This window comes from Pseudoalteromonas sp. J2K-J599 (assembly GCF_059295115.2).
The window spans coordinates 1,964,818-1,982,146 of sequence record NZ_CM200271.1; the positions used below are offsets into that span (position 1 = coordinate 1,964,818).

Annotated in this window: 19 protein-coding genes and 2 tRNA genes; 10 read left to right on the forward strand and 11 right to left on the reverse strand. The window is 38.3% G+C overall.

Annotated elements, in window-relative coordinates:
* Window positions 1–252: 252 nt before the first annotated feature.
* From AC5NT5_RS08915 to AC5NT5_RS08960, 10 genes are all read right to left on the reverse strand, one after another.
* Window positions 253–474: a DUF2835 family protein gene (locus tag AC5NT5_RS08915; protein ID WP_010552655.1), complete on the reverse strand. Its 222-nt coding sequence runs from the start codon at window positions 472–474 to the stop codon at window positions 253–255.
* The gene (pepN, locus tag AC5NT5_RS08920) at window positions 475–3,069 is read right to left on the reverse strand and encodes an aminopeptidase N (protein ID WP_494513007.1); all 2,595 of its coding nucleotides are present in this window, start codon (window positions 3,067–3,069) and stop codon (window positions 475–477) included. It lies immediately after the preceding gene.
* Window positions 3,070–3,116: 47 nt separating this feature from the next.
* The gene (nhaC, locus tag AC5NT5_RS08925) at window positions 3,117–4,580 is read right to left on the reverse strand and encodes a Na+/H+ antiporter NhaC (protein WP_002961908.1); all 1,464 of its coding nucleotides are present in this window, start codon (window positions 4,578–4,580) and stop codon (window positions 3,117–3,119) included.
* Window positions 4,581–4,761: 181 nt separating this feature from the next.
* Entirely contained in the window at window positions 4,762–6,786 is a 2,025-nt protein-coding gene (gene prc, locus AC5NT5_RS08930) for a carboxy terminal-processing peptidase (RefSeq protein ID WP_154903037.1), read from the reverse strand.
* A 26-nt stretch (window positions 6,787–6,812) separates the two neighbouring features.
* Window positions 6,813–7,463, reverse strand: a complete 651-nt coding sequence (gene proQ / locus AC5NT5_RS08935; RefSeq protein WP_002961909.1) for an RNA chaperone ProQ — start codon at window positions 7,461–7,463, stop codon at window positions 6,813–6,815.
* Window positions 7,464–7,478: 15 nt separating this feature from the next.
* Window positions 7,479–7,757: a hypothetical protein gene (locus AC5NT5_RS08940; protein ID WP_149592688.1), complete on the reverse strand. Its 279-nt coding sequence runs from the start codon at window positions 7,755–7,757 to the stop codon at window positions 7,479–7,481.
* Window positions 7,757–8,215: a free L-methionine (R)-S-oxide reductase MsrC gene (gene msrC / locus AC5NT5_RS08945; protein WP_149592244.1), complete on the reverse strand. Its 459-nt coding sequence runs from the start codon at window positions 8,213–8,215 to the stop codon at window positions 7,757–7,759. The genes AC5NT5_RS08940 and msrC overlap by 1 nt, the downstream gene beginning before the upstream one ends.
* Before the next feature lie 128 nt (window positions 8,216–8,343).
* Complete coding sequence (locus tag AC5NT5_RS08950) at window positions 8,344–8,724, reverse strand: hypothetical protein (RefSeq protein ID WP_002961912.1); 381 nt, start codon at window positions 8,722–8,724, stop codon at window positions 8,344–8,346.
* Between the two features lie 177 nt (window positions 8,725–8,901).
* Window positions 8,902–8,992, reverse strand: a tRNA-Ser gene (locus AC5NT5_RS08955).
* 81 nt (window positions 8,993–9,073) lie between these two features.
* Window positions 9,074–9,164 (reverse strand) — tRNA-Ser (locus AC5NT5_RS08960).
* Window positions 9,165–9,415: 251 nt separating this feature from the next.
* Here AC5NT5_RS08960 and AC5NT5_RS08965 point away from each other — a divergent pair.
* The 7 genes from AC5NT5_RS08965 to AC5NT5_RS08995 are packed head-to-tail and all read left to right on the forward strand — an operon-like array spanning window position 9,416 to window position 12,555.
* Window positions 9,416–10,081 (forward strand): Bax inhibitor-1/YccA family protein, encoded by a 666-nt coding sequence (locus tag AC5NT5_RS08965; protein ID WP_008133668.1) that lies wholly within the window; start codon window positions 9,416–9,418, stop codon window positions 10,079–10,081.
* Window positions 10,082–10,136: 55 nt separating this feature from the next.
* Window positions 10,137–10,490 (forward strand): sulfurtransferase complex subunit TusD, encoded by a 354-nt coding sequence (tusD, locus tag AC5NT5_RS08970; RefSeq protein WP_494513006.1) that lies wholly within the window; start codon window positions 10,137–10,139, stop codon window positions 10,488–10,490.
* Window positions 10,487–10,843 carry a sulfurtransferase complex subunit TusC gene (gene tusC / locus AC5NT5_RS08975; RefSeq protein WP_182681243.1) on the forward strand — a complete coding sequence of 119 codons (357 nt, stop codon included), beginning with the start codon at window positions 10,487–10,489 and terminating at the stop codon, window positions 10,841–10,843. The genes tusD and tusC overlap by 4 nt, the downstream gene beginning before the upstream one ends.
* Window positions 10,840–11,106: a DsrH/TusB family sulfur metabolism protein gene (locus tag AC5NT5_RS08980; RefSeq protein WP_494513005.1), complete on the forward strand. Its 267-nt coding sequence runs from the start codon at window positions 10,840–10,842 to the stop codon at window positions 11,104–11,106. The genes tusC and AC5NT5_RS08980 overlap by 4 nt, the downstream gene beginning before the upstream one ends.
* A 3-nt stretch (window positions 11,107–11,109) precedes the next feature.
* Entirely contained in the window at window positions 11,110–11,439 is a 330-nt protein-coding gene (locus tag AC5NT5_RS08985) for a TusE/DsrC/DsvC family sulfur relay protein (protein ID WP_494513004.1), read from the forward strand.
* Entirely contained in the window at window positions 11,439–12,125 is a 687-nt protein-coding gene (locus AC5NT5_RS08990; RefSeq protein WP_494513003.1) for a pseudouridine synthase, read from the forward strand. The genes AC5NT5_RS08985 and AC5NT5_RS08990 overlap by 1 nt, the downstream gene beginning before the upstream one ends.
* On the forward strand, window positions 12,118–12,555 hold the full coding sequence (locus tag AC5NT5_RS08995) for an NUDIX domain-containing protein (protein WP_494513002.1): 438 nt from the start codon (window positions 12,118–12,120) through the stop codon (window positions 12,553–12,555). Before AC5NT5_RS08990 ends, AC5NT5_RS08995 begins: the two co-directional genes overlap by 8 nt.
* Before the next feature lies 1 nt (window position 12,556).
* On the opposite strand, the gene AC5NT5_RS09000 is transcribed toward AC5NT5_RS08995, so the two are convergent.
* Window positions 12,557–13,828 (reverse strand): sensor domain-containing diguanylate cyclase, encoded by a 1,272-nt coding sequence (locus AC5NT5_RS09000; RefSeq protein WP_494513001.1) that lies wholly within the window; start codon window positions 13,826–13,828, stop codon window positions 12,557–12,559.
* Window positions 13,829–14,189: 361 nt separating this feature from the next.
* On the opposite strand from AC5NT5_RS09000, the gene mnmA reads away from it, so the two are divergent.
* Genes mnmA through purB form a run of 3 tightly spaced genes read left to right on the forward strand, consistent with a single transcriptional unit; the run spans window position 14,190 to window position 17,294 of the window.
* Window positions 14,190–15,290: a tRNA 2-thiouridine(34) synthase MnmA gene (gene mnmA, locus AC5NT5_RS09005; RefSeq protein WP_494513000.1), complete on the forward strand. Its 1,101-nt coding sequence runs from the start codon at window positions 14,190–14,192 to the stop codon at window positions 15,288–15,290.
* Complete coding sequence (hflD, locus tag AC5NT5_RS09010; RefSeq protein WP_024594681.1) at window positions 15,290–15,892, forward strand: high frequency lysogenization protein HflD; 603 nt, start codon at window positions 15,290–15,292, stop codon at window positions 15,890–15,892. The genes mnmA and hflD overlap by 1 nt, the downstream gene beginning before the upstream one ends.
* A 31-nt stretch (window positions 15,893–15,923) precedes the next feature.
* The gene (gene purB, locus AC5NT5_RS09015; RefSeq protein WP_494512999.1) at window positions 15,924–17,294 is read left to right on the forward strand and encodes an adenylosuccinate lyase; all 1,371 of its coding nucleotides are present in this window, start codon (window positions 15,924–15,926) and stop codon (window positions 17,292–17,294) included.
* The last annotated feature ends 35 nt before the right edge of the window (window positions 17,295–17,329 follow it).

Below are 17,329 nucleotides of genomic sequence, written 5' to 3' on the forward strand. Positions count from 1 at the left end.
TTTGGTTCCCCCCTGTCGCGGGTCATTTTGTGTGATCAAGTTATTGTTTTTAGTGTAATCATAACGATAGAAGCGAATCAGTGAAATTACAAATACTCGCTCTAATCTTCCGTATACTTTATATTTTGGTTGACGCTTACGTATTGGTAAGACGTCGTACCAGATAATTTATACACGTAATTTAACAATAGGACAAATTGAAATTAACAAAAATACAATATTTTTATGTATATATAACATAAAAACCGAGTGTCAGGCCACTCGCTCTAGGCGGATAAACTTGTTTTCGGGGGTTAATAAGAGTCTAAAACGACCACGTACACCTAAACTTGAGATGAAGGGCCTCAAATGTGTAGCAGCAAAACGAATCGTTTTACCGCCATCTTCTACAACTTGTAAAGAGCTAAAACGGCCATGGTAGTAATCCATGCACTCGTTATAGCTCAATCTTAAGGTAAAATAATACTCAATCATTTATGCGAGCGCTTTTTCAACCTTTTCATACAAATCAGCACTTAGCCCATCTAGATTAGCTAAGCGTTGTAATTGCAGTTTCATTGCTTGAGAGCGAACATCATCGTAACGCTTCCATGACATGAACGGTGTTAGCATACGAGACGCATTTTGTGGATTAATTGCATTAAGTTTTATTAACAAGTCACCTAATAACGTATAGCCTTGGGCATCTGAGCGATGAAATTGTGCTGTATTAAAGTGACTAAAGCTTCCTACAAGTGCACGTACACGGTTCGGGTTTGAAAAATCAAAACACGGATGTTCGTAAAGTGCCTTAATATTTTCTATAGCTTTATTGCCTGACTGCATAGCTTGCAGTGCAAACCACTTATCCATCACTAAAACATCATGGCGCCATTGACTATCAAAATGATTCAAAAGCTCTTCTTGTATAGGGTGGGATGCTTTTACCACTGCGCTCAGTGCACCAAGTACATTGGTCATGTTAGTCGAACTTGCGGCTTCTTTAATAAAGCTTACAGCCTCTGGCTTTTGAGTTTTAGCCAAATAATGCAAGCATATTTGTTTTAAAGCGCGCTTAGCAACGGAGCTTGCACTTATACTGCCATCATCTTCAAGAGATTCGTAACAAGCAAGCAGCTCATCAGCAAGTTCGTCAGCAATTTGTTGCTCAAACTTTTCTGTTATTTCAATAATCTCATCAACAGGTATTACTTCAAATTCAGCGGCTAATGTATCAAAACTTGGCAGTTTAAACAGCTCTGCGATTAAGGCTAAATCGCCCTCTTTGGTATTTATAAGTACACGTAGCGCATTTATAGTTTCGCTGCTTAACATGCTATTAGTTGTGTCGGTAATCTGAGACTTAACCGCTTTAATAAATAGCTGCTGTTGTGCATCCCAACGTGCAAAATCACTGCGTGCAAAACGCATAATATGTAATAGTTCGGGCTCTGTTGTTTGCTGATTTAAAATACAAGGTGCAGAAAAATCTTCGAGTAAAACCGCAACAGGCTTTTCTAAGATATTATCAAAGCTAAATGTTTGAGTTGTACTTGTTACATCAAGCACATGATCTAGTTTTTTACCTTTACATTGCAGAGCAATACTTTCCCCATTCGCATCAAGTAGTTCAATAGCAAAAGGTATATGAAGTGGTTTATTGTCTGGCTGATTGTCCGGTGCTGCTTGTTCTATTGTTAATGTATACGTATTTGAACTGCTATCAAAATGTTGTATTGCATTTAAGCGCGGGGTACCCGATTGACTATACCACAGCTTAAATTGCTCTAAATTTACACCTGATGCATCGCTCATTGAACTGACAAAGTCATCACATGTTACTGCTTGCCCATCGTGGCGCTCAAAGTAAAGTGTCATTCCTTTTTGAAAATTAGTTTCACCCAGTAATGTGTGCATCATACGGATAACTTCAGCACCTTTATCGTATACTGTTACAGTATAAAAGTTATTCATTTCAATAACTTTTTCAGGACGAATTGGATGCGCCATAGGGCCTGCATCTTCGCTAAACTGATGCGTACGCATTACTTTAACTGCATCAATTCGGTTAAGTGCACGAGAGCCTAAATCACTACTAAACTCTTGGTCTCTAAATACGGTTAACCCTTCTTTTAGCGATAACTGAAACCAATCTCTACAAGTAACTCGGTTACCTGTCCAGTTATGAAAGTACTCATGCCCTACAATGGATTCAATCGTATGGTAGTCTTTGTCTGTCGCTGTTTCTTGATTGGCCAATACACATTTACTATTAAAAACGTTTAGCCCTTTATTTTCCATCGCGCCCATGTTGAAAAAATCGACGGCTACAATCATATAAATATCAAGGTCATACTCTAAATTAAAGCGTTCTTCATCCCATTGCATTGCTTTTTTAAGTGAAGCAATAGCATGAGGTGTTTTAGATAAATTACCCTTATCAACAAATAATGCTAACTCTACGTCTTTGCCGCTTTTAGTTGTGTACGTATCTTTTAAAACATCAAAATCGCCCGCTACAAGTGCAAATAAATAGCTCGGCTTTTTAAATGGGTCTTGCCATTTCACAAAATGACGACCATCTGATGTTTCACCGCTATCTACTTGATTACCATTAGAAAGAAGTTGTAGATACTTTTTATCGGCAATAATAGTTACATCAAACGTGGCAAGTACGTCAGGGCGATCCATGTAATAGGTGATTTTTCTAAATCCCTGCGCTTCGCACTGTGTGCAGTACGCACCGCCCGATAAATATAAACCTTCTAAAGAAGTATTCGTCTCAGGTGATATCTCGGTCACAATACTTAATTGGCAACTATCCGGTAGGTTATTAATTATTAGCTGCTCACCAACAATTTCATAATCCGTTATATCAACTGTATCAACAGATAAAGACAGTAAACGCAAATCAATACCATCAAGCACTAAAGGTGCTTTTTTATCACCAACACGGGTAAGTGTTAGTAAAGAGCTTACTTTGGTTGATAAAGGTTGTAGGTCAAATGTTAGCTCTGTGTGGTCAATTAGAAAGTCAGGAGCTTTGTAGTCTTTAAGATATTGTGCTTGAGGTTTACTTGATTCAGTCATAGATACTCCAAAGCAGCTCCTTTTAAGTTAAAAGGAGCTGCTTAAAATTAGGCAGATTGTTTTGGCTTAATACGTAAAATTTTAATGCCTAAGTAGGCATAAACAACCGCTAAAACAGGGTTAATTAAGTTAAAGAAAGCGTAGAGTGCATAATCAAAAGGGTTTATAAGTAAAACGCTTTGCATGTATGCGCCACACGTATTCCATGGAATTAGTGGGCTAGTAATTGTACCGCCATCTTCCAATGTACGAGATAAGTTAACAGGCTTCAAACCACGTTTTTCGTATTCATCTTTAAACATACGTCCAGGTACAACAATCGCTATATATTGATCGGCCGCTATTACGTTAGTTCCTATACACGTAGCTATTGTCGCCGCAATTAACGACCCCGTGCTTTTAGCTATTTTAAGTATGCTTTTTACGAAAATATCCAAAAGGCCTGTTTTTTCCATAATGGCACCAAACATCAGTGCAGTCATAATCAGCCATGTAGTTGTAAGCATACCGGCCATACCGCCACCGCTGAGTAACGAATCCATCTTATCATCGCCGGTACTTATGCTAAAACCATCAAAGAAAGTAGTCCAAACAAGTTTAAAGTAGCCAACTAGCTGTCCTTGAGAAACATCAATTTGGCTAGCAATTAGATCAGACTGAAACAACATAGCCCAAACAGCGCCCACAACAGCACCAATTGATATAGCAGGAAATGCTGGCATTTTTTTAATAGCTAAAACTAAAAGTACGATTAACGGGATCAGCATTTCAAAACCAATATTAAAGTTTTGCTGTAAAATAGCCGTTATTTCATCAATGCGCCCTGCTTCGCTTGAAGCTGTTGCATTAAACCCCATGAATATAAATATAATCAGTGCAATTACAAAACTTGGTACTGTCGTCCACAGCATATGTTGAATATGCTCAAACAAATCAGCGCCAACAACTGCTGGTGCCAGATTGGTTGTTTCTGACAGCGGGCTTAGCTTATCACCAAAGTATGCACCAGATATAACTGCACCTGCGGTTACTGTTTGCTCAAGTCCAAGACCCGTAGCAACACCTAATAAAGCAACACCTATCGTAGCAGCCGTGGTCCAAGAACTACCAATACTCATTGCTACAATGCCACAAATTAAACAACTCGCTGCATAAAACCAACTTGGATTGATAACTTGTAAGCCATAATAAATTAGAGTTGGTACAGTCCCAGAAAGTAGCCAAGTACCAATTAATGCACCTACCATAAGTAAAATTAAAATCGCACCAAGTGAAAGCGTTATGCCTTCGATCATAGCTTGTTCTAATTTTTTCCATGTGTAACCGTTTTTAAGACCAATTAAAGCCGCTGCAAAAGTGGCAAATAAAAGTGCTATTTGGTTAGGACCGGATGAAGAGTTGTCACCAAATAAGTATACAGCCGCGCCAAGTAAACAGATTAATACAGAGATAGGAATTAATGCATCAAAAAACGAGGCGGGTTTGATTGGTTTATCTTCCAATGGCTTCAAAATAGAGACTCCTACACACACTTGCTGTGTGTTTAATTATTATTTTTAGCACGTAAAGCGCATTAATTGAGCGTCATTAATTCAGCTCAACTTTATGTAATCGAAGATTATAACAATTTAGTAAATTTTAGGTAGTAAAAAAGGCGCCAATGCGCCTTTTTTACAGAGGTAAAACCAGTTATTACTTCTTAGCTATACGACCATAATTAATATAATCTTGAGTAATTAATGCAGCCTCTTCTAAAAATGGGTCAAGCTCTTCGATTACTTCTGGTATATCGTCTAAGTTTTCTACCGGATCTTTACCTAAACGCTTAAGACGTTCGTTAGTACGTACAAGTGCACGTGCTTCACCTTCATCTTTTTCTTTAATACGGTCTGCTTCAACTAAAGAGATAGTTTTACGGTCTTTCTCTTCGTTGTATAAGGTAATGTCATTAAATACATAACCAAATTCTGGCTCTGATTTAATTCGTACTTCGTGTTGTTTTTCAAGGTACGTAATAATAGGTGTTAGATTACCTAGTTTTTTATATTTCGCTTTAACAATGCTGTCCCAAGGAAGTGCATTATCTTGCTTACTTTCGCCCCACTGTGCAGGATCAATTGCTGATGGAAACGAAATATCAGGGATAACACCTTTATGTTGCGTGCTACCACCGTTAATACGATAAAACTTAGCAATAGTATACTGTACACTGCCTAGCGCATTATCGTATAGGTCATAAGCACGGCCTAAGCCTTTGTGCTGCTGTACAGTACCCTTACCAAATGTTTGCTCACCAATAATTACAGCGCGACCGTAATCTTGCATTGCTGCTGCGAATATTTCAGAAGCAGATGCACTGTAACGATCAACTAACACAGTTAAAGGGCCGTCATAGTAAGTTATACCATCACGATCTTTTTGCTCTTCTATACGGTTATTTAAGGTATGAATTTGAACAACTGGGCCTTGGTCAAAAAATAAACCTGACAATTGTGTTGCTTCATATAATGAACCACCACCATTTTGGCGCAAGTCGATAATAATACCATCAACCTTTTCTTCTTTAAGCTTAGCAAGTTCTACTTTTACATCTTTCGAAAGATTATTGTAAAAGCCAGGAATTTCAATCACCCCAATTTTACTTGTTAAATCAGAATATTTTGCTTCAAATACTTCTGATTTAGCCGCTCTATCTTCAAGTCGAATTTTATCGCGAGTGATTTCTACAACTTTCGGAGCGCCGTGAGCATCAACACCTTTTAAATACTGTAAACGTACTTTAGTCCCTTTAGGACCTTTAATTAAATCAACTACGTCATCTAAACGCCAGCCAATTACATCTACAAACTCTTCGCCATCTTGAGCAACACCAATAATGCGATCATCAGCTTTAATTTGATCTGTTTTATCTGCAGGGCCTCCCGGCACTAAGCTGCGAATAACGGTATAATCTTCATCAGGGCTTAATACGGCACCAATGCCCTCAAGCTCTAAGTCCATATCCATTTTGAATTGCTCTGCACGACGTGGCGATAAATAAGACGTATGCGCCTCAATACTGCGTGCTAGCGAATTCATAACAATTTGAAAAGCATCTTCTGAATTTGATTGTACTAAACGTTTTTCTGCATTTTTGTAGCGTTTAGTCAGCACCTCTTTAATGCCTTCCCAATCTTTACCCGTCATTTTTAAACGCAGTGCGTCGTACTTTACACGCTCACGCCAAATTTCATCAAGCTCAGCTTGTGACGCAGGCCATGCTGAATCTTCACGGTCAAAAAAGTATTCATCTTCTTTATCAAACGTCATCTCTTTTTCAAGCAGAGTAAGTGAATACTCGTAACGTTCAAAACGGCGTTTAAGACTTAAGTTAAAAATATCAAACGTAAAGTCTAATTTACCGGTAGTAATAGCGTTATCAAAGTCATCACGATATTGCTCAAATGAGGCGATATCGCTGGCTAAGAAAACGCTTTTATTAAAATCAAGGGATTCGATATAACGATCGTACACTTTACTAGAAAGCTCATCGTTAAATCGAACCGGTGTATAGTGTGAACGAGCAAATAAGCTAGCCACTCGTTTGCTAGCAGTACCATGTTGACTCTCTTGCTTGAGCTGGGGTAAATCGTCAATAGTGACGGCTTCTACAGCAGCAAATAATGAACCTGAAAACAGGGCAGCAACTAACGGAATGAGCGTAAACTTTTTACTCATACACAACTCCTTAATTTATTTACAACTTAAACAATGTATAAGCTGTCAGCTTTGGTTTTAACTTGCATACCTGTTACTAACTCAACATGAACATCATCTTTGTTCACTTCAGTTATTACTGCATTTACAAGTGCTTGGCCAAGTTTAACCTTAACCTTATTATTAACCTTGACCTCAGTTGCTGGCAAAGGTTCAATTTTTCCTGAACGCTTAGCCGGCGCTGCTTTAGCAGGTTTGTTAGCTGCAGGAGCGTTTTTATCGCCTGGTTTGCTAGCATGAGCTGGTTTTTTCTTGAAAGATTTAGAATCAGAATCTTGGCGAGGACGCTGTTGTTTTTTGCGTTTAGCCATTTTAGCGCGGCTTTCTTCCAATGCTTTTTGTGCATGGTCGATATGCTCTTGCTCAACTTTTTCACCTTGATTACCATCAAGATCAATACGAAACTCTGACTTGGTCACAGCTTCTAAATAACGCCAGTTAGACGTGTATTTTCTAAGCGCTTGACGAACTTGAGTCTTACTTACTTTTTCAGACCCTTCAATACGCTCAGCAATATCTTTAAAAATACCGACTTTAAGCGGCTTGATGCCATCTTTTTGTTTAAAACATTGTGGAAATTCTTGATATAAAAATTCCAACACTTCATTAATATCTTTTAGCTTGTTTGTGGTTTCCATTTTAGAACCTATTTTTCACATCTTTTCATCAAGGGACGAATCGACGTAGTGTATTACCCAGTCGACCAACTCTTCGAAATCGGCTTCTATAACAGCCATATCACCTCGAAGGTGTTCCCAAATACCATTAATTGTTTCATCAATAAATTCACATTCTGAATCATCTGGAAGACGATCCCATGCAATATGAATCAAATCATTGAGCGTTTCCGCTACATGTTCTTCATCGCCTTCCCAGTCACCGACATCTTGTACAGCAAATAGGTAGTCTTGAACATTTAGCAAATCTTTCATTACAAGCTCGCCTCTAAGCATTTTACTAATGCTTCTAGACCCGCTTTATCGTCAGCATCAAATCGGCCAATACTTGGACTATCAATGTCTAAAACTGCAAATACTTTACCATGTTTCATGATAGGTACAACTACTTCAGAGTTAGACGCTGCATCGCAGGCTATATGCCCGTCAAAAGCGTGAACATCTTCAATTAGTTGTGTCTCTGCGTTTGCAGCGGCAGTTCCACATACCCCTTTTCCAACTGGAATACGGATGCATGCAGGGTTGCCTTGAAACGGGCCAAGTACTAATTCAGTAGGAGAATCCATAAAGTAAAAACCCGCCCAATTTACATCTTCTAAAGAGGTAAATAACAGCGCGCTTATATTTGCCATATTGGCAATTACATTAGATTCACCAGCTATCAGCGATTGCGTTTGCTTAACTAATGACTGGTAAAAATCGTGCTTTTGCATACCAAACTACTTCTTATTAAACATACAGTAGCTAAAGGTACTCTTTGTCGTGAAAAATTGGAACCTTTTGGAGGTAAAAAAAAGGAAATCGCACCGTTTATCAGCGTGCTTGGTTAATAATGCTGCGATTATTTTTTTGCTGTTTTACGAAGACCAAACAAAAACAGCCCTGCAGCGAATGCTGACATTACACTATTGATCAAAAATATCTCGCCAGTTGTGGCACTTAATAAGTAACTAAATATCGCTCCGCCTAGTAATCCAAGAGTTAATACCCCTGAATAATTAACTTTAGAATACTTAAACATGAGTAAATACCCTGGCACAACAAAAGCAGCCATTGTTAAGCCTACTATGTGTGCATTTGATATAGCGGTCATTAATAAGGTAAGAAATATTGATACAAACTCACCTTCAAGCGTAAGAGAGTAATAAACACCAAGTAAACTGCCTACAATAACAGGCGATAATAACGAAAGCCCTACGCTTTTTGCTAGCTGATGTTTCATTTAAAATCCTTAATACACAAATCTAAATTCTGTGTATAAAGCATGCACCAAGATCTAAAGGTTAGAAACAGAGACTATGGTCGTAATTTATGATGACAAAACGCACAATTTCTATTTGCACTTATTTATTTTACAGGCACAAAAAAGCCCGCTAAATTAGCGGGCTATTTTGTTATATGGTGGAGAGATAGGGATTTGAACCCTAGATGGGCTATAAACCCATGCCGGTTTTCAAGACCGGTGCATTCGACCACTCTGCCATCTCTCCGATACTGCTAAGCTAAAAGTAAGAGTGTACTAATAACTTTTAAATGAATGATAAATAAATTACCACACACTAATTAATAAGTGGTGGAGAGATAGGGATTTGAACCCTAGATGGGCTATAAACCCATGCCGGTTTTCAAGACCGGTGCATTCGACCACTCTGCCATCTCTCCGCACGGCCTGCATAATAGGGAAACCCATCCCTTTTGTGAAGCTTTTTTTTAAATTAATTGTTTAAGTGCTTAAAAAACAATTAATTTGTTTAAAGATAAAACAAAGTGTTTTTAATTTAGCCGTCAATATACTTTTATTTAAATATTTAACTCTATTGATCTACAAAGGTTTGCCCAAACATATAAGAGTTGGTAATCTAATTTTAGTTAAATTATCGAAACACACACGTTTCACTTAAAGGAGCTCTACAATGGCGTTTAATCAATCGTACAATACCGCGAAACCGGTAATGTCTACCATTGAAACAAACAAGGTACTTAAAAACACCTACTTTTTACTAGCTATGACACTTGCATTTAGTGCAGTTACAGCCGGTATTTCAATGGCACTACAATTACCTTACTTTATGGGAATTGTGTTTACACTCGTTTCGTTCGGTTTATTATTTGTTGTAAATAAAAAAGCAGATACAGCATCTGGTGTATTTTGGGTGTTTGCTTTCACAGGTTTAATGGGGGCAGGCTTAGGTCCATTGCTTAACCATTATGCTGCATTACCAAATGGCCCAATGCTTATTATGCAAGCCTTAGGTTCTACAGCGCTTATCTTTTTTGGTTTATCTGCTTATGCACTAAATACTAAAAAAGACTTCTCATTCATGGGTGGCTTTTTAACTGTTGGCTTAATCGTTGTAATTGTAGCAAGTATCGTTAATATTTTTATTGGCAGTTCATTGATGTTTATGGTGCTTAATGCAGCAGTTGTACTGATTATGTCTGGTTTGATTTTATTTGATACAAGCCGAATCATAAACGGTGGTGAAACTAACTACATTCGCGCAACAGTGTCTTTATACCTAAGCGTATATAACTTATTTACTTCTTTGCTTGCTCTACTTGGCGCAAGTGATGACTAATTAAATAGTTCTGTTAAAATAGCCCCTTTATTGGGGCTTTTTTATTGGAATTGTTTTGGCACGCTTTGTTCTTTCATTACATACACCACCATCCGATCACGATACCACGCAACGCGTAGTTAAATTTGCGAATGCATGTTTAGCCCAAGGGCACACCATTGATGCTATTTTTTTATACCAGCAAGGTATTTATCATGCATCTACCCACTTTGATTTATCCTCAGACGAACTTCAAATTTCAGCACTTTGGCAGCAACTCGCTGATCAAAAACTAAATTTAATGCTGTGTGTTACCGCTGCGCAAAAGCGCGGGTTAGATATTAAAAACACAGGTGTATTTAAAGTCGCAGGATTAGCTGAATTTGCAATGCTTGCAAGCGACGCAGATAAATGGGTGCAATTTAAATGATAAACGTATTAGTAATGAGTCAGTGCAGCCCATTTGACGATTTAAATATTCGTGATGCACTTGATATGACATTGATATTTGCTGCTGTTGATCAAAATGTAAGTTGGTTGTTTAGCGGCCCCGCCGTCTTAGCTTTAAAAAAGCACCAACAACCAAACAATATTGGCTTAAAAGACTTTTTTAAAAATATTAAAACACTCGAAATATATGATGTTGAAAATATTTTCGTGTGTGAAAAATCATTGCTTGATTATGGTTTAAATAAACATGATTTACTCATAGAGGCAAAAGTCCTTAACTTTAGTCAACAACAAACACTAATTAAAGCGCAGCAACATGTGGTGAATCTATGAGTACGTTACATATTTTTTCAAAGCCGCTTAACTATTACTGCGCAAATCAGCTTGAGAATTTAATTTTATCAGGCGATAAGGTACTACTTGTTGGTGATGCCTGCTTTGCAAAAAAACAATTTAGACAATTTGCAGATACACTGTTAATACTTGAACAAGACGCGCAAGTACGTGCAATAAAATTAGCAGATGACGATAAAGCAATTAGCTATGAAGACTTTGTGGCACTCACTTTATCAACTAATCAATCCATTACGTGGTAACTCATGCTTGAATTTAACAACCAACAGATTGACACCGACAAACAAGGCTACTTGCTCGACCATACTTTATGGTCAAAGGAGCTGGCGCCTATAATTGCTACTCAAGAAAACATCACACTTAGTGAGCAGCACTGGGAAGTTATTAACTTTGTTCGTGATTTTTACATTGAATATAACACCAGTCCAGCGATTAGAATGCTTGTAAAAGCAATGGCTAAAGCACTCGGTGAAGATAAAGGAAATAGCCTTTATTTATATAAATTATTTCCTAAAGGCCCAGCCAAGCAAGCAACAAAAATTGCCGGATTACCAAAACCAGCTAGGTGCATATAATGAGAGCTAAATCAGGCAATAATCAAGCAACACAAGCCAAGCCAAAAAGAAGTACTGGGCGTACTTATTCACGCAGTGCACTTAACAAAACGCCATCTGGTAAAAGAGAAATAAAGCTGCAAATAGCATCTAAAGACAGAAAAATTGTGTTATTCAATAAACCGTTTGATGTGCTATGCCAATTTACAGATGACGCAGACAGAAAAACGCTTGCAGAATTTATCCCTATTAAAGAAGTTTACGCAGCAGGAAGGTTAGACAGAGACAGTGAAGGTTTATTGCTTTTAACAAACTGTGGGAAACTACAAAACACCTTAACTGCTCCTGATAAAAAAACGAATAAAACCTACTGGGCACAAGTTGAGGGTGAACCAACGAGTGAATCAATTAATGATTTATGTAATGGCGTAAAACTTAAAGACGGGCTTACACTCCCCGCTAACGTTAAAGTAATTGATGAGCCAACAATTTGGGCGCGTAATCCCCCTGTACGCGAGCGAAAAGCAATCCCTACCACTTGGCTAAGTATTACCATTAATGAAGGTAGAAACAGACAAGTTCGTCGAATGACCGCGCATATTGGACACCCTACACTTCGCCTCATCCGCTATAGCATTGGCAACTATACGTTGGATGATATTAATTGTGGTGAATACAAAGTAATTAAGGGCGTAGTTGATGCATAAACCGCATGTCACGATTGCAGCAATAGTAAAAAAGCAAAATGAGTTTTTACTTGTAAAAGAGCGCGATAAATTTACAAAGCAAATTTGTTACAATCAACCTGCGGGTCATTTAGAGCAAAATGAGACACTTGCACAAGCTGCAAGCAGAGAGCTACTAGAAGAAACAGGCTTAGCGCTTGCGCCTATTGGGTTTTTAGGTGTTTATAATTTGCATGCCGATAACGCAGTGCACTATTTACGGTTCTGTTTTTTATTTGAAGCGCCTAATAATATAAAAGCACCAACACCAATGGATTCCGACATCATCAGCGCTAGCTGGCATACATTAGAGCAAATAAAATCATTACCTCTTAGAAGCCCTTTAGTGCTCAAGTGCATTAACGACAGCTTGAATCGACCACCGTTAAGCTTAGAAACTATTTATAATTGATTTACTCTGAGCTTAGCGCTATACAATTACGTCCTTGTTTTTTAGCATAATAAAGGGCGTTATCAGCGGCTTTAACAAAGCTGATTTCATTACTATTTGTATAGTTGCTAATGGTATTAATGCCCATACTTATTGATAAAAATCCGGTAAAGCTATCTTGGTGAGCAATAGCTAAGCTTTCTACAGCTTTTTGTATTTGCTCAGCTATAAACAACGCTCCTTGCCTATCCGTTTGTGGAAGTAAAACAACAAATTCTTCTCCACCATAGCGAGCCACAAAATCTTCTGGGCGACTAACCGTTGAAGCAATTTTTTGAGCCACGTCATATAAGCACGTATCGCCCGCTACATGCCCATACCGGTCATTAAATTGCTTAAAATGGTCAATATCAATAATAATCATCGATAGCATGCCTTCGCATTCTTTTGCTCGTTCAAACTCATGCGTTAGCTTTTCATCAAACCGACGCCTATTAGCAATTTTGGTTAATGCATCCAAAAAGGCCATATCCCTGAGTATATCTTCTGCTTCTAAACGCTCTGTTGCATCATTAAAAACAGCTAAAAACTCTTCACCTATATCAATCCCTGAAATTTCCATCATTACTTGCGAGCCATCACGACAAGAAACTCGATAGTTATTTGCGGGTATGTCGTTATTGTTATTTAGTGCCTTTTCAAGTGAGTCTTGCCACAGCTCTTTTGCAAGTGCTCTGTATTGGGGATCTGGATACGCTTTTTCCCACCATGATTTAAGATTCGGCACATCTTCTACTGTATAACCAAAAACATCTACAAAACGTTGATTAACTTTCAAAATATCACCCGTCTTAGCACATACATTACATACTGGCATTGGCAAAACGGTAAATAACCTAGCGTAGTGGCTTATCTCATGTTTGCGCATAGGGTTGAGTGTACTTTGAGGCAAGTAACTCATTGGCATATCATTTTTTTCTATACTAAGCTTTTCGTCCATTTCTAAAGCGAAATACCATTCAAGCCACCAGTGCTCTACATGCTCAAGCACCTTTAACTCAACGTTCTTTTTAACTGTTGAACCTTTTATTAAGCTAAATAACTCATGTACATGGTTTGGCTCTTGGTAAATATGAGGGTTTTTGAGTTTTATTAACTCATAAAAAAGATGATAGGCTGATTTTTTAAACTCTGTCGTCTTGCTAGAAAGTAATTCGCTATCCACAAAATCCGGTTTTCGTGTGTAATGCTCAACTAAAGAATTTATCTTGTTTATTTGATAGGCATAATTCATATATTCATTCCATTGACTATATTTCAAGCGGCTTTAAAGTGGTTAACATTCATATACTCACCACTATTTTATTTTTATTAAGTGTATATTTACTCTAGTAGTTTTAAAAGAAAATACTATTAATAAAACTCAATAACTACATGAATTATTCTATAGTCTTAATTTATTAGTGAAGATCACTTTAATATTACTAAAGTTACAGCCTGATAATGCGTTTAAGTCTAGTTTGCTATTTGTTATACAAATAAAATAGCGACAAATTATGTCCTTTGCCGCCCTACGCTCTTTAAGCTCAAACAAAATACATGCTATAATCGCGGCCTTTCCAAGTTAACAGCAATCTGTATAAGCGAAATTATTCATGAGCGAAAATAGTCACATTAAAGTCATTGTTGGCATGTCCGGCGGTGTTGATTCTTCTGTATCTGCATATTTATTACAACAACAGGGCTACCAAGTAGAAGGCCTGTTTATGAAGAACTGGGAAGAAGACGACAATGATGAATACTGTGCTGCCGCTGATGACTTAAAAGATGCACAAGCCGTATGCGACAAATTAGGCATTGAGCTTCACACAGTAAACTTCGCTGCTGAATACTGGGATAATGTATTTGAATACTTTTTAGCAGAGTACAAAGCCGGCCGTACACCAAACCCAGATATAATGTGTAATAAAGAAATTAAATTTAAAGCCTTTTTAGAATTTGCGGCTCAAGCACTCGGTGCTGACTTTATTGCAACCGGACACTACGTTCGCCGTGAACTTCGCGATGACAAATACGTAATGTGTCGCGGACTTGATAACAATAAAGATCAAAGCTACTTCTTATATACCCTAAGCCATGAACATATTGGCCAAACGTTATTCCCTGTAGGTGATATCGAAAAACCAGAAGTACGCCGCATAGCAGAAGAACAAGACCTAATCACTCACGATAAAAAAGACAGCACCGGAATTTGCTTTATCGGTGAACGTAAATTTAAAGACTTTTTACAAAAGTTCTTACCAGCGCAACCTGGCGTTATCGAAGACACTGACGGTAACAACGTAGGCGAGCACGAAGGCTTAATGTACCATACACTTGGACAACGCAAAGGCTTGTTAATTGGTGGTATGAAGGAAGGTTCTGGCGAACCATGGTACGTAGTTGATAAAGATTTAGAACGTAACGTACTTGTTGTTGGCCAAGGCAAAGATCACCCTCGCCTTTACAGTAATGGTCTTAATGCAAACCAATTACATTGGGTAGACCGCGTTGGCCCTAAAGGCACCACTCGCTGCACAGTTAAAACACGTTACCGTCAAGAAGACTTAAGCTGTACCCTACTTGTAGGTGAAGACGGCATGGCTCGTGTATTATTCGACGAACCACAAAAAGCAGTTACGCCAGGTCAATCTGCCGTATTTTATGCAGGAGATGTGTGTTTAGGTGGTGGTATTATTGACTCGGTGATTAAGTAATGAATGAATACCAAGTCATGGCGCTTGCCGCCATGTGCCAGGTTGCTAAACAAGTTCAAAAAATTGCCCAATACGGCAGCAACAACGAACACGATTTAGAAATCTTACTTTCAAGTATTATTCAAACATCTCCTGAATCTCCAGAGGACGTTTATCAAGGTACAGATAACCTGCGTGATGGCTATAAAACATTAATGGCGCAGCTTACTGCAGGCGCTCAAAAAGATGTTGAAATAGTAAAGTACGTAGGTGGTTTAATGCAGCTTGAGCGTGCACTCAATGCAAACGACAAGAGCTTAAACGAATTAGGCAAACGAATTGATGATATTCATCGTCGTTTAGATCATTTTGCTATTACCGACGAGAGCGTTGTTGCCGGTTTAGCAGATATATACTCGTCGGTGCTGAGCCCCCTTGGGCACCGAATACAGGTTTATGGTAAACCCGAGTTATTAAAACAGCAGCTCACTCAAAATAAAATCCGTGCCCTATTACTAGCCGGTGTTAGAAGTGCAGTATTATGGCGACAAATGGGCGGTAAACGCCGTCACTTTTTCTTTTCAAAAAGAAAAATACTCGCCATTGCTAAAACAAAAATTTAACTATCGTTCAAACTAAAATTTAGGAGTTATTATGGAGCTTTCAGCGTTAACGGCTATCTCTCCGGTGGATGGTCGCTACGGCAGCAAAACCACTGAACTACGCAGTATTTTCAGCGAATTTGGCTTAATTAAATACCGCGTAATTGTTGAAGTGCGTTGGTTGCAAGCGTTAGCTGCAGCAAGCGATATAAAAGAAGTACCTGCATTTAGCGAGCAAGCAAATGCACTACTTAACGCTATTGTAGATAACTTCAGCGAAGCTGATGCACAGCGCGTTAAAGATATTGAACGCACTACAAACCACGATGTTAAAGCGGTTGAATACTTATTAAAAGAAAAAGTAGCCGATAACAGTGAGCTTCATGCAATCAATGAATTTATTCACTTTGCTTGTACTTCAGAAGATATTAACAATCTATCTCATGGTTTAATGCTTAGCGAAGCACGTAACAAGGTTTTACTTCCTTATTGCGATGAACTTTTAAGCGCAATTAAAGAAAAAGCGATTGAATACAAAGCAATCCCAATGATGACTCGTACGCACGGGCAACCAGCTACACCATCAACTATGGGTAAAGAGTTTGCTAACGTATACATGCGTTTAAAGCGTCAACGCGACCAAATTGAACAAGTAGAAATGCTTGGTAAAGTGAACGGTGCTGTTGGTAACTACAACGCTCACCTTAGCGCATACCCAGATTACGACTGGCATACTCACGCAGATAAATTTGTATCAAGCTTAGGTTTAACACTTAACCCATTTACTACACAAATTGAACCGCATGACTATATTGCAGAGTTGTTTGACGCAATTGCACGCTTTAACACTATTTTGCTCGATTTTGACCGTGACATGTGGGGTTACATCGCACTTAATCACTTTAAGCAAAAAACAATTGCGGGCGAAATTGGCTCATCTACAATGCCGCATAAAGTTAACCCAATTGATTTTGAAAACTCAGAAGGTAACTTAGGTTTAGCAAACGCTATTTTTGCTCACCTTGCACAAAAATTACCAGTTTCTCGCTGGCAGCGTGACCTTACAGATTCAACGGTATTACGTAACTTAGGTGTAGGTATGGGTTATGCGATCATTGCATACCAATCAACACTTAAAGGTGTAAGTAAGCTTGAAGTAAACGAGCAACGTTTAGCTGACGAGCTTGATCAAAACTGGGAATTGCTAGCCGAGCCGATTCAAACAGTTATGCGTAAATATGGTATTGAAAAGCCATACGAAAAACTCAAAGATTTAACACGCGGTAAACGTGTAAATCAAGAAATAATGGCTGACTTTATCGATGGTCTTGACCTTCCAGAGCACGCTAAAGTAGAAATGAAAAAACTAACACCTGCTAATTACATTGGTCGTGCTGTTGAGTTTATTGCTGACTTAGTTTAAAAACTAAATTACTCTTTTAAAAAGCGAAAGGATTA

Coding starts and splice junctions, on each gene's coding strand:
- AC5NT5_RS08965 (WP_008133668.1), top strand. CDS start 9,416: ATGGCGTTTAATCAATCGTACAATACCGCGAAACCGGTAATGTCTACC.
- pepN (WP_494513007.1), bottom strand. CDS start 3,069: ATGACTGAATCAAGTAAACCTCAAGCACAATATCTTAAAGACTACAAA.
- AC5NT5_RS08990 (WP_494513003.1), top strand. CDS start 11,439: ATGAGAGCTAAATCAGGCAATAATCAAGCAACACAAGCCAAGCCAAAA.
- purB (WP_494512999.1), top strand. CDS start 15,924: ATGGAGCTTTCAGCGTTAACGGCTATCTCTCCGGTGGATGGTCGCTAC.
- AC5NT5_RS08950 (WP_002961912.1), bottom strand. CDS start 8,724: ATGAAACATCAGCTAGCAAAAAGCGTAGGGCTTTCGTTATTATCGCCT.
- tusC (WP_182681243.1), top strand. CDS start 10,487: ATGATAAACGTATTAGTAATGAGTCAGTGCAGCCCATTTGACGATTTA.
- proQ (WP_002961909.1), bottom strand. CDS start 7,463: ATGGAAACCACAAACAAGCTAAAAGATATTAATGAAGTGTTGGAATTT.
- prc (WP_154903037.1), bottom strand. CDS start 6,786: ATGAGTAAAAAGTTTACGCTCATTCCGTTAGTTGCTGCCCTGTTTTCA.
- hflD (WP_024594681.1), top strand. CDS start 15,290: ATGAATGAATACCAAGTCATGGCGCTTGCCGCCATGTGCCAGGTTGCT.
- AC5NT5_RS08995 (WP_494513002.1), top strand. CDS start 12,118: ATGCATAAACCGCATGTCACGATTGCAGCAATAGTAAAAAAGCAAAAT.
- AC5NT5_RS08940 (WP_149592688.1), bottom strand. CDS start 7,757: ATGAAAGATTTGCTAAATGTTCAAGACTACCTATTTGCTGTACAAGAT.
- AC5NT5_RS09000 (WP_494513001.1), bottom strand. CDS start 13,828: ATGAATTATGCCTATCAAATAAACAAGATAAATTCTTTAGTTGAGCAT.
- AC5NT5_RS08915 (WP_010552655.1), bottom strand. CDS start 474: ATGATTGAGTATTATTTTACCTTAAGATTGAGCTATAACGAGTGCATG.
- msrC (WP_149592244.1), bottom strand. CDS start 8,215: ATGCAAAAGCACGATTTTTACCAGTCATTAGTTAAGCAAACGCAATCG.
- AC5NT5_RS08985 (WP_494513004.1), top strand. CDS start 11,110: ATGCTTGAATTTAACAACCAACAGATTGACACCGACAAACAAGGCTAC.
- mnmA (WP_494513000.1), top strand. CDS start 14,190: ATGAGCGAAAATAGTCACATTAAAGTCATTGTTGGCATGTCCGGCGGT.
- AC5NT5_RS08980 (WP_494513005.1), top strand. CDS start 10,840: ATGAGTACGTTACATATTTTTTCAAAGCCGCTTAACTATTACTGCGCA.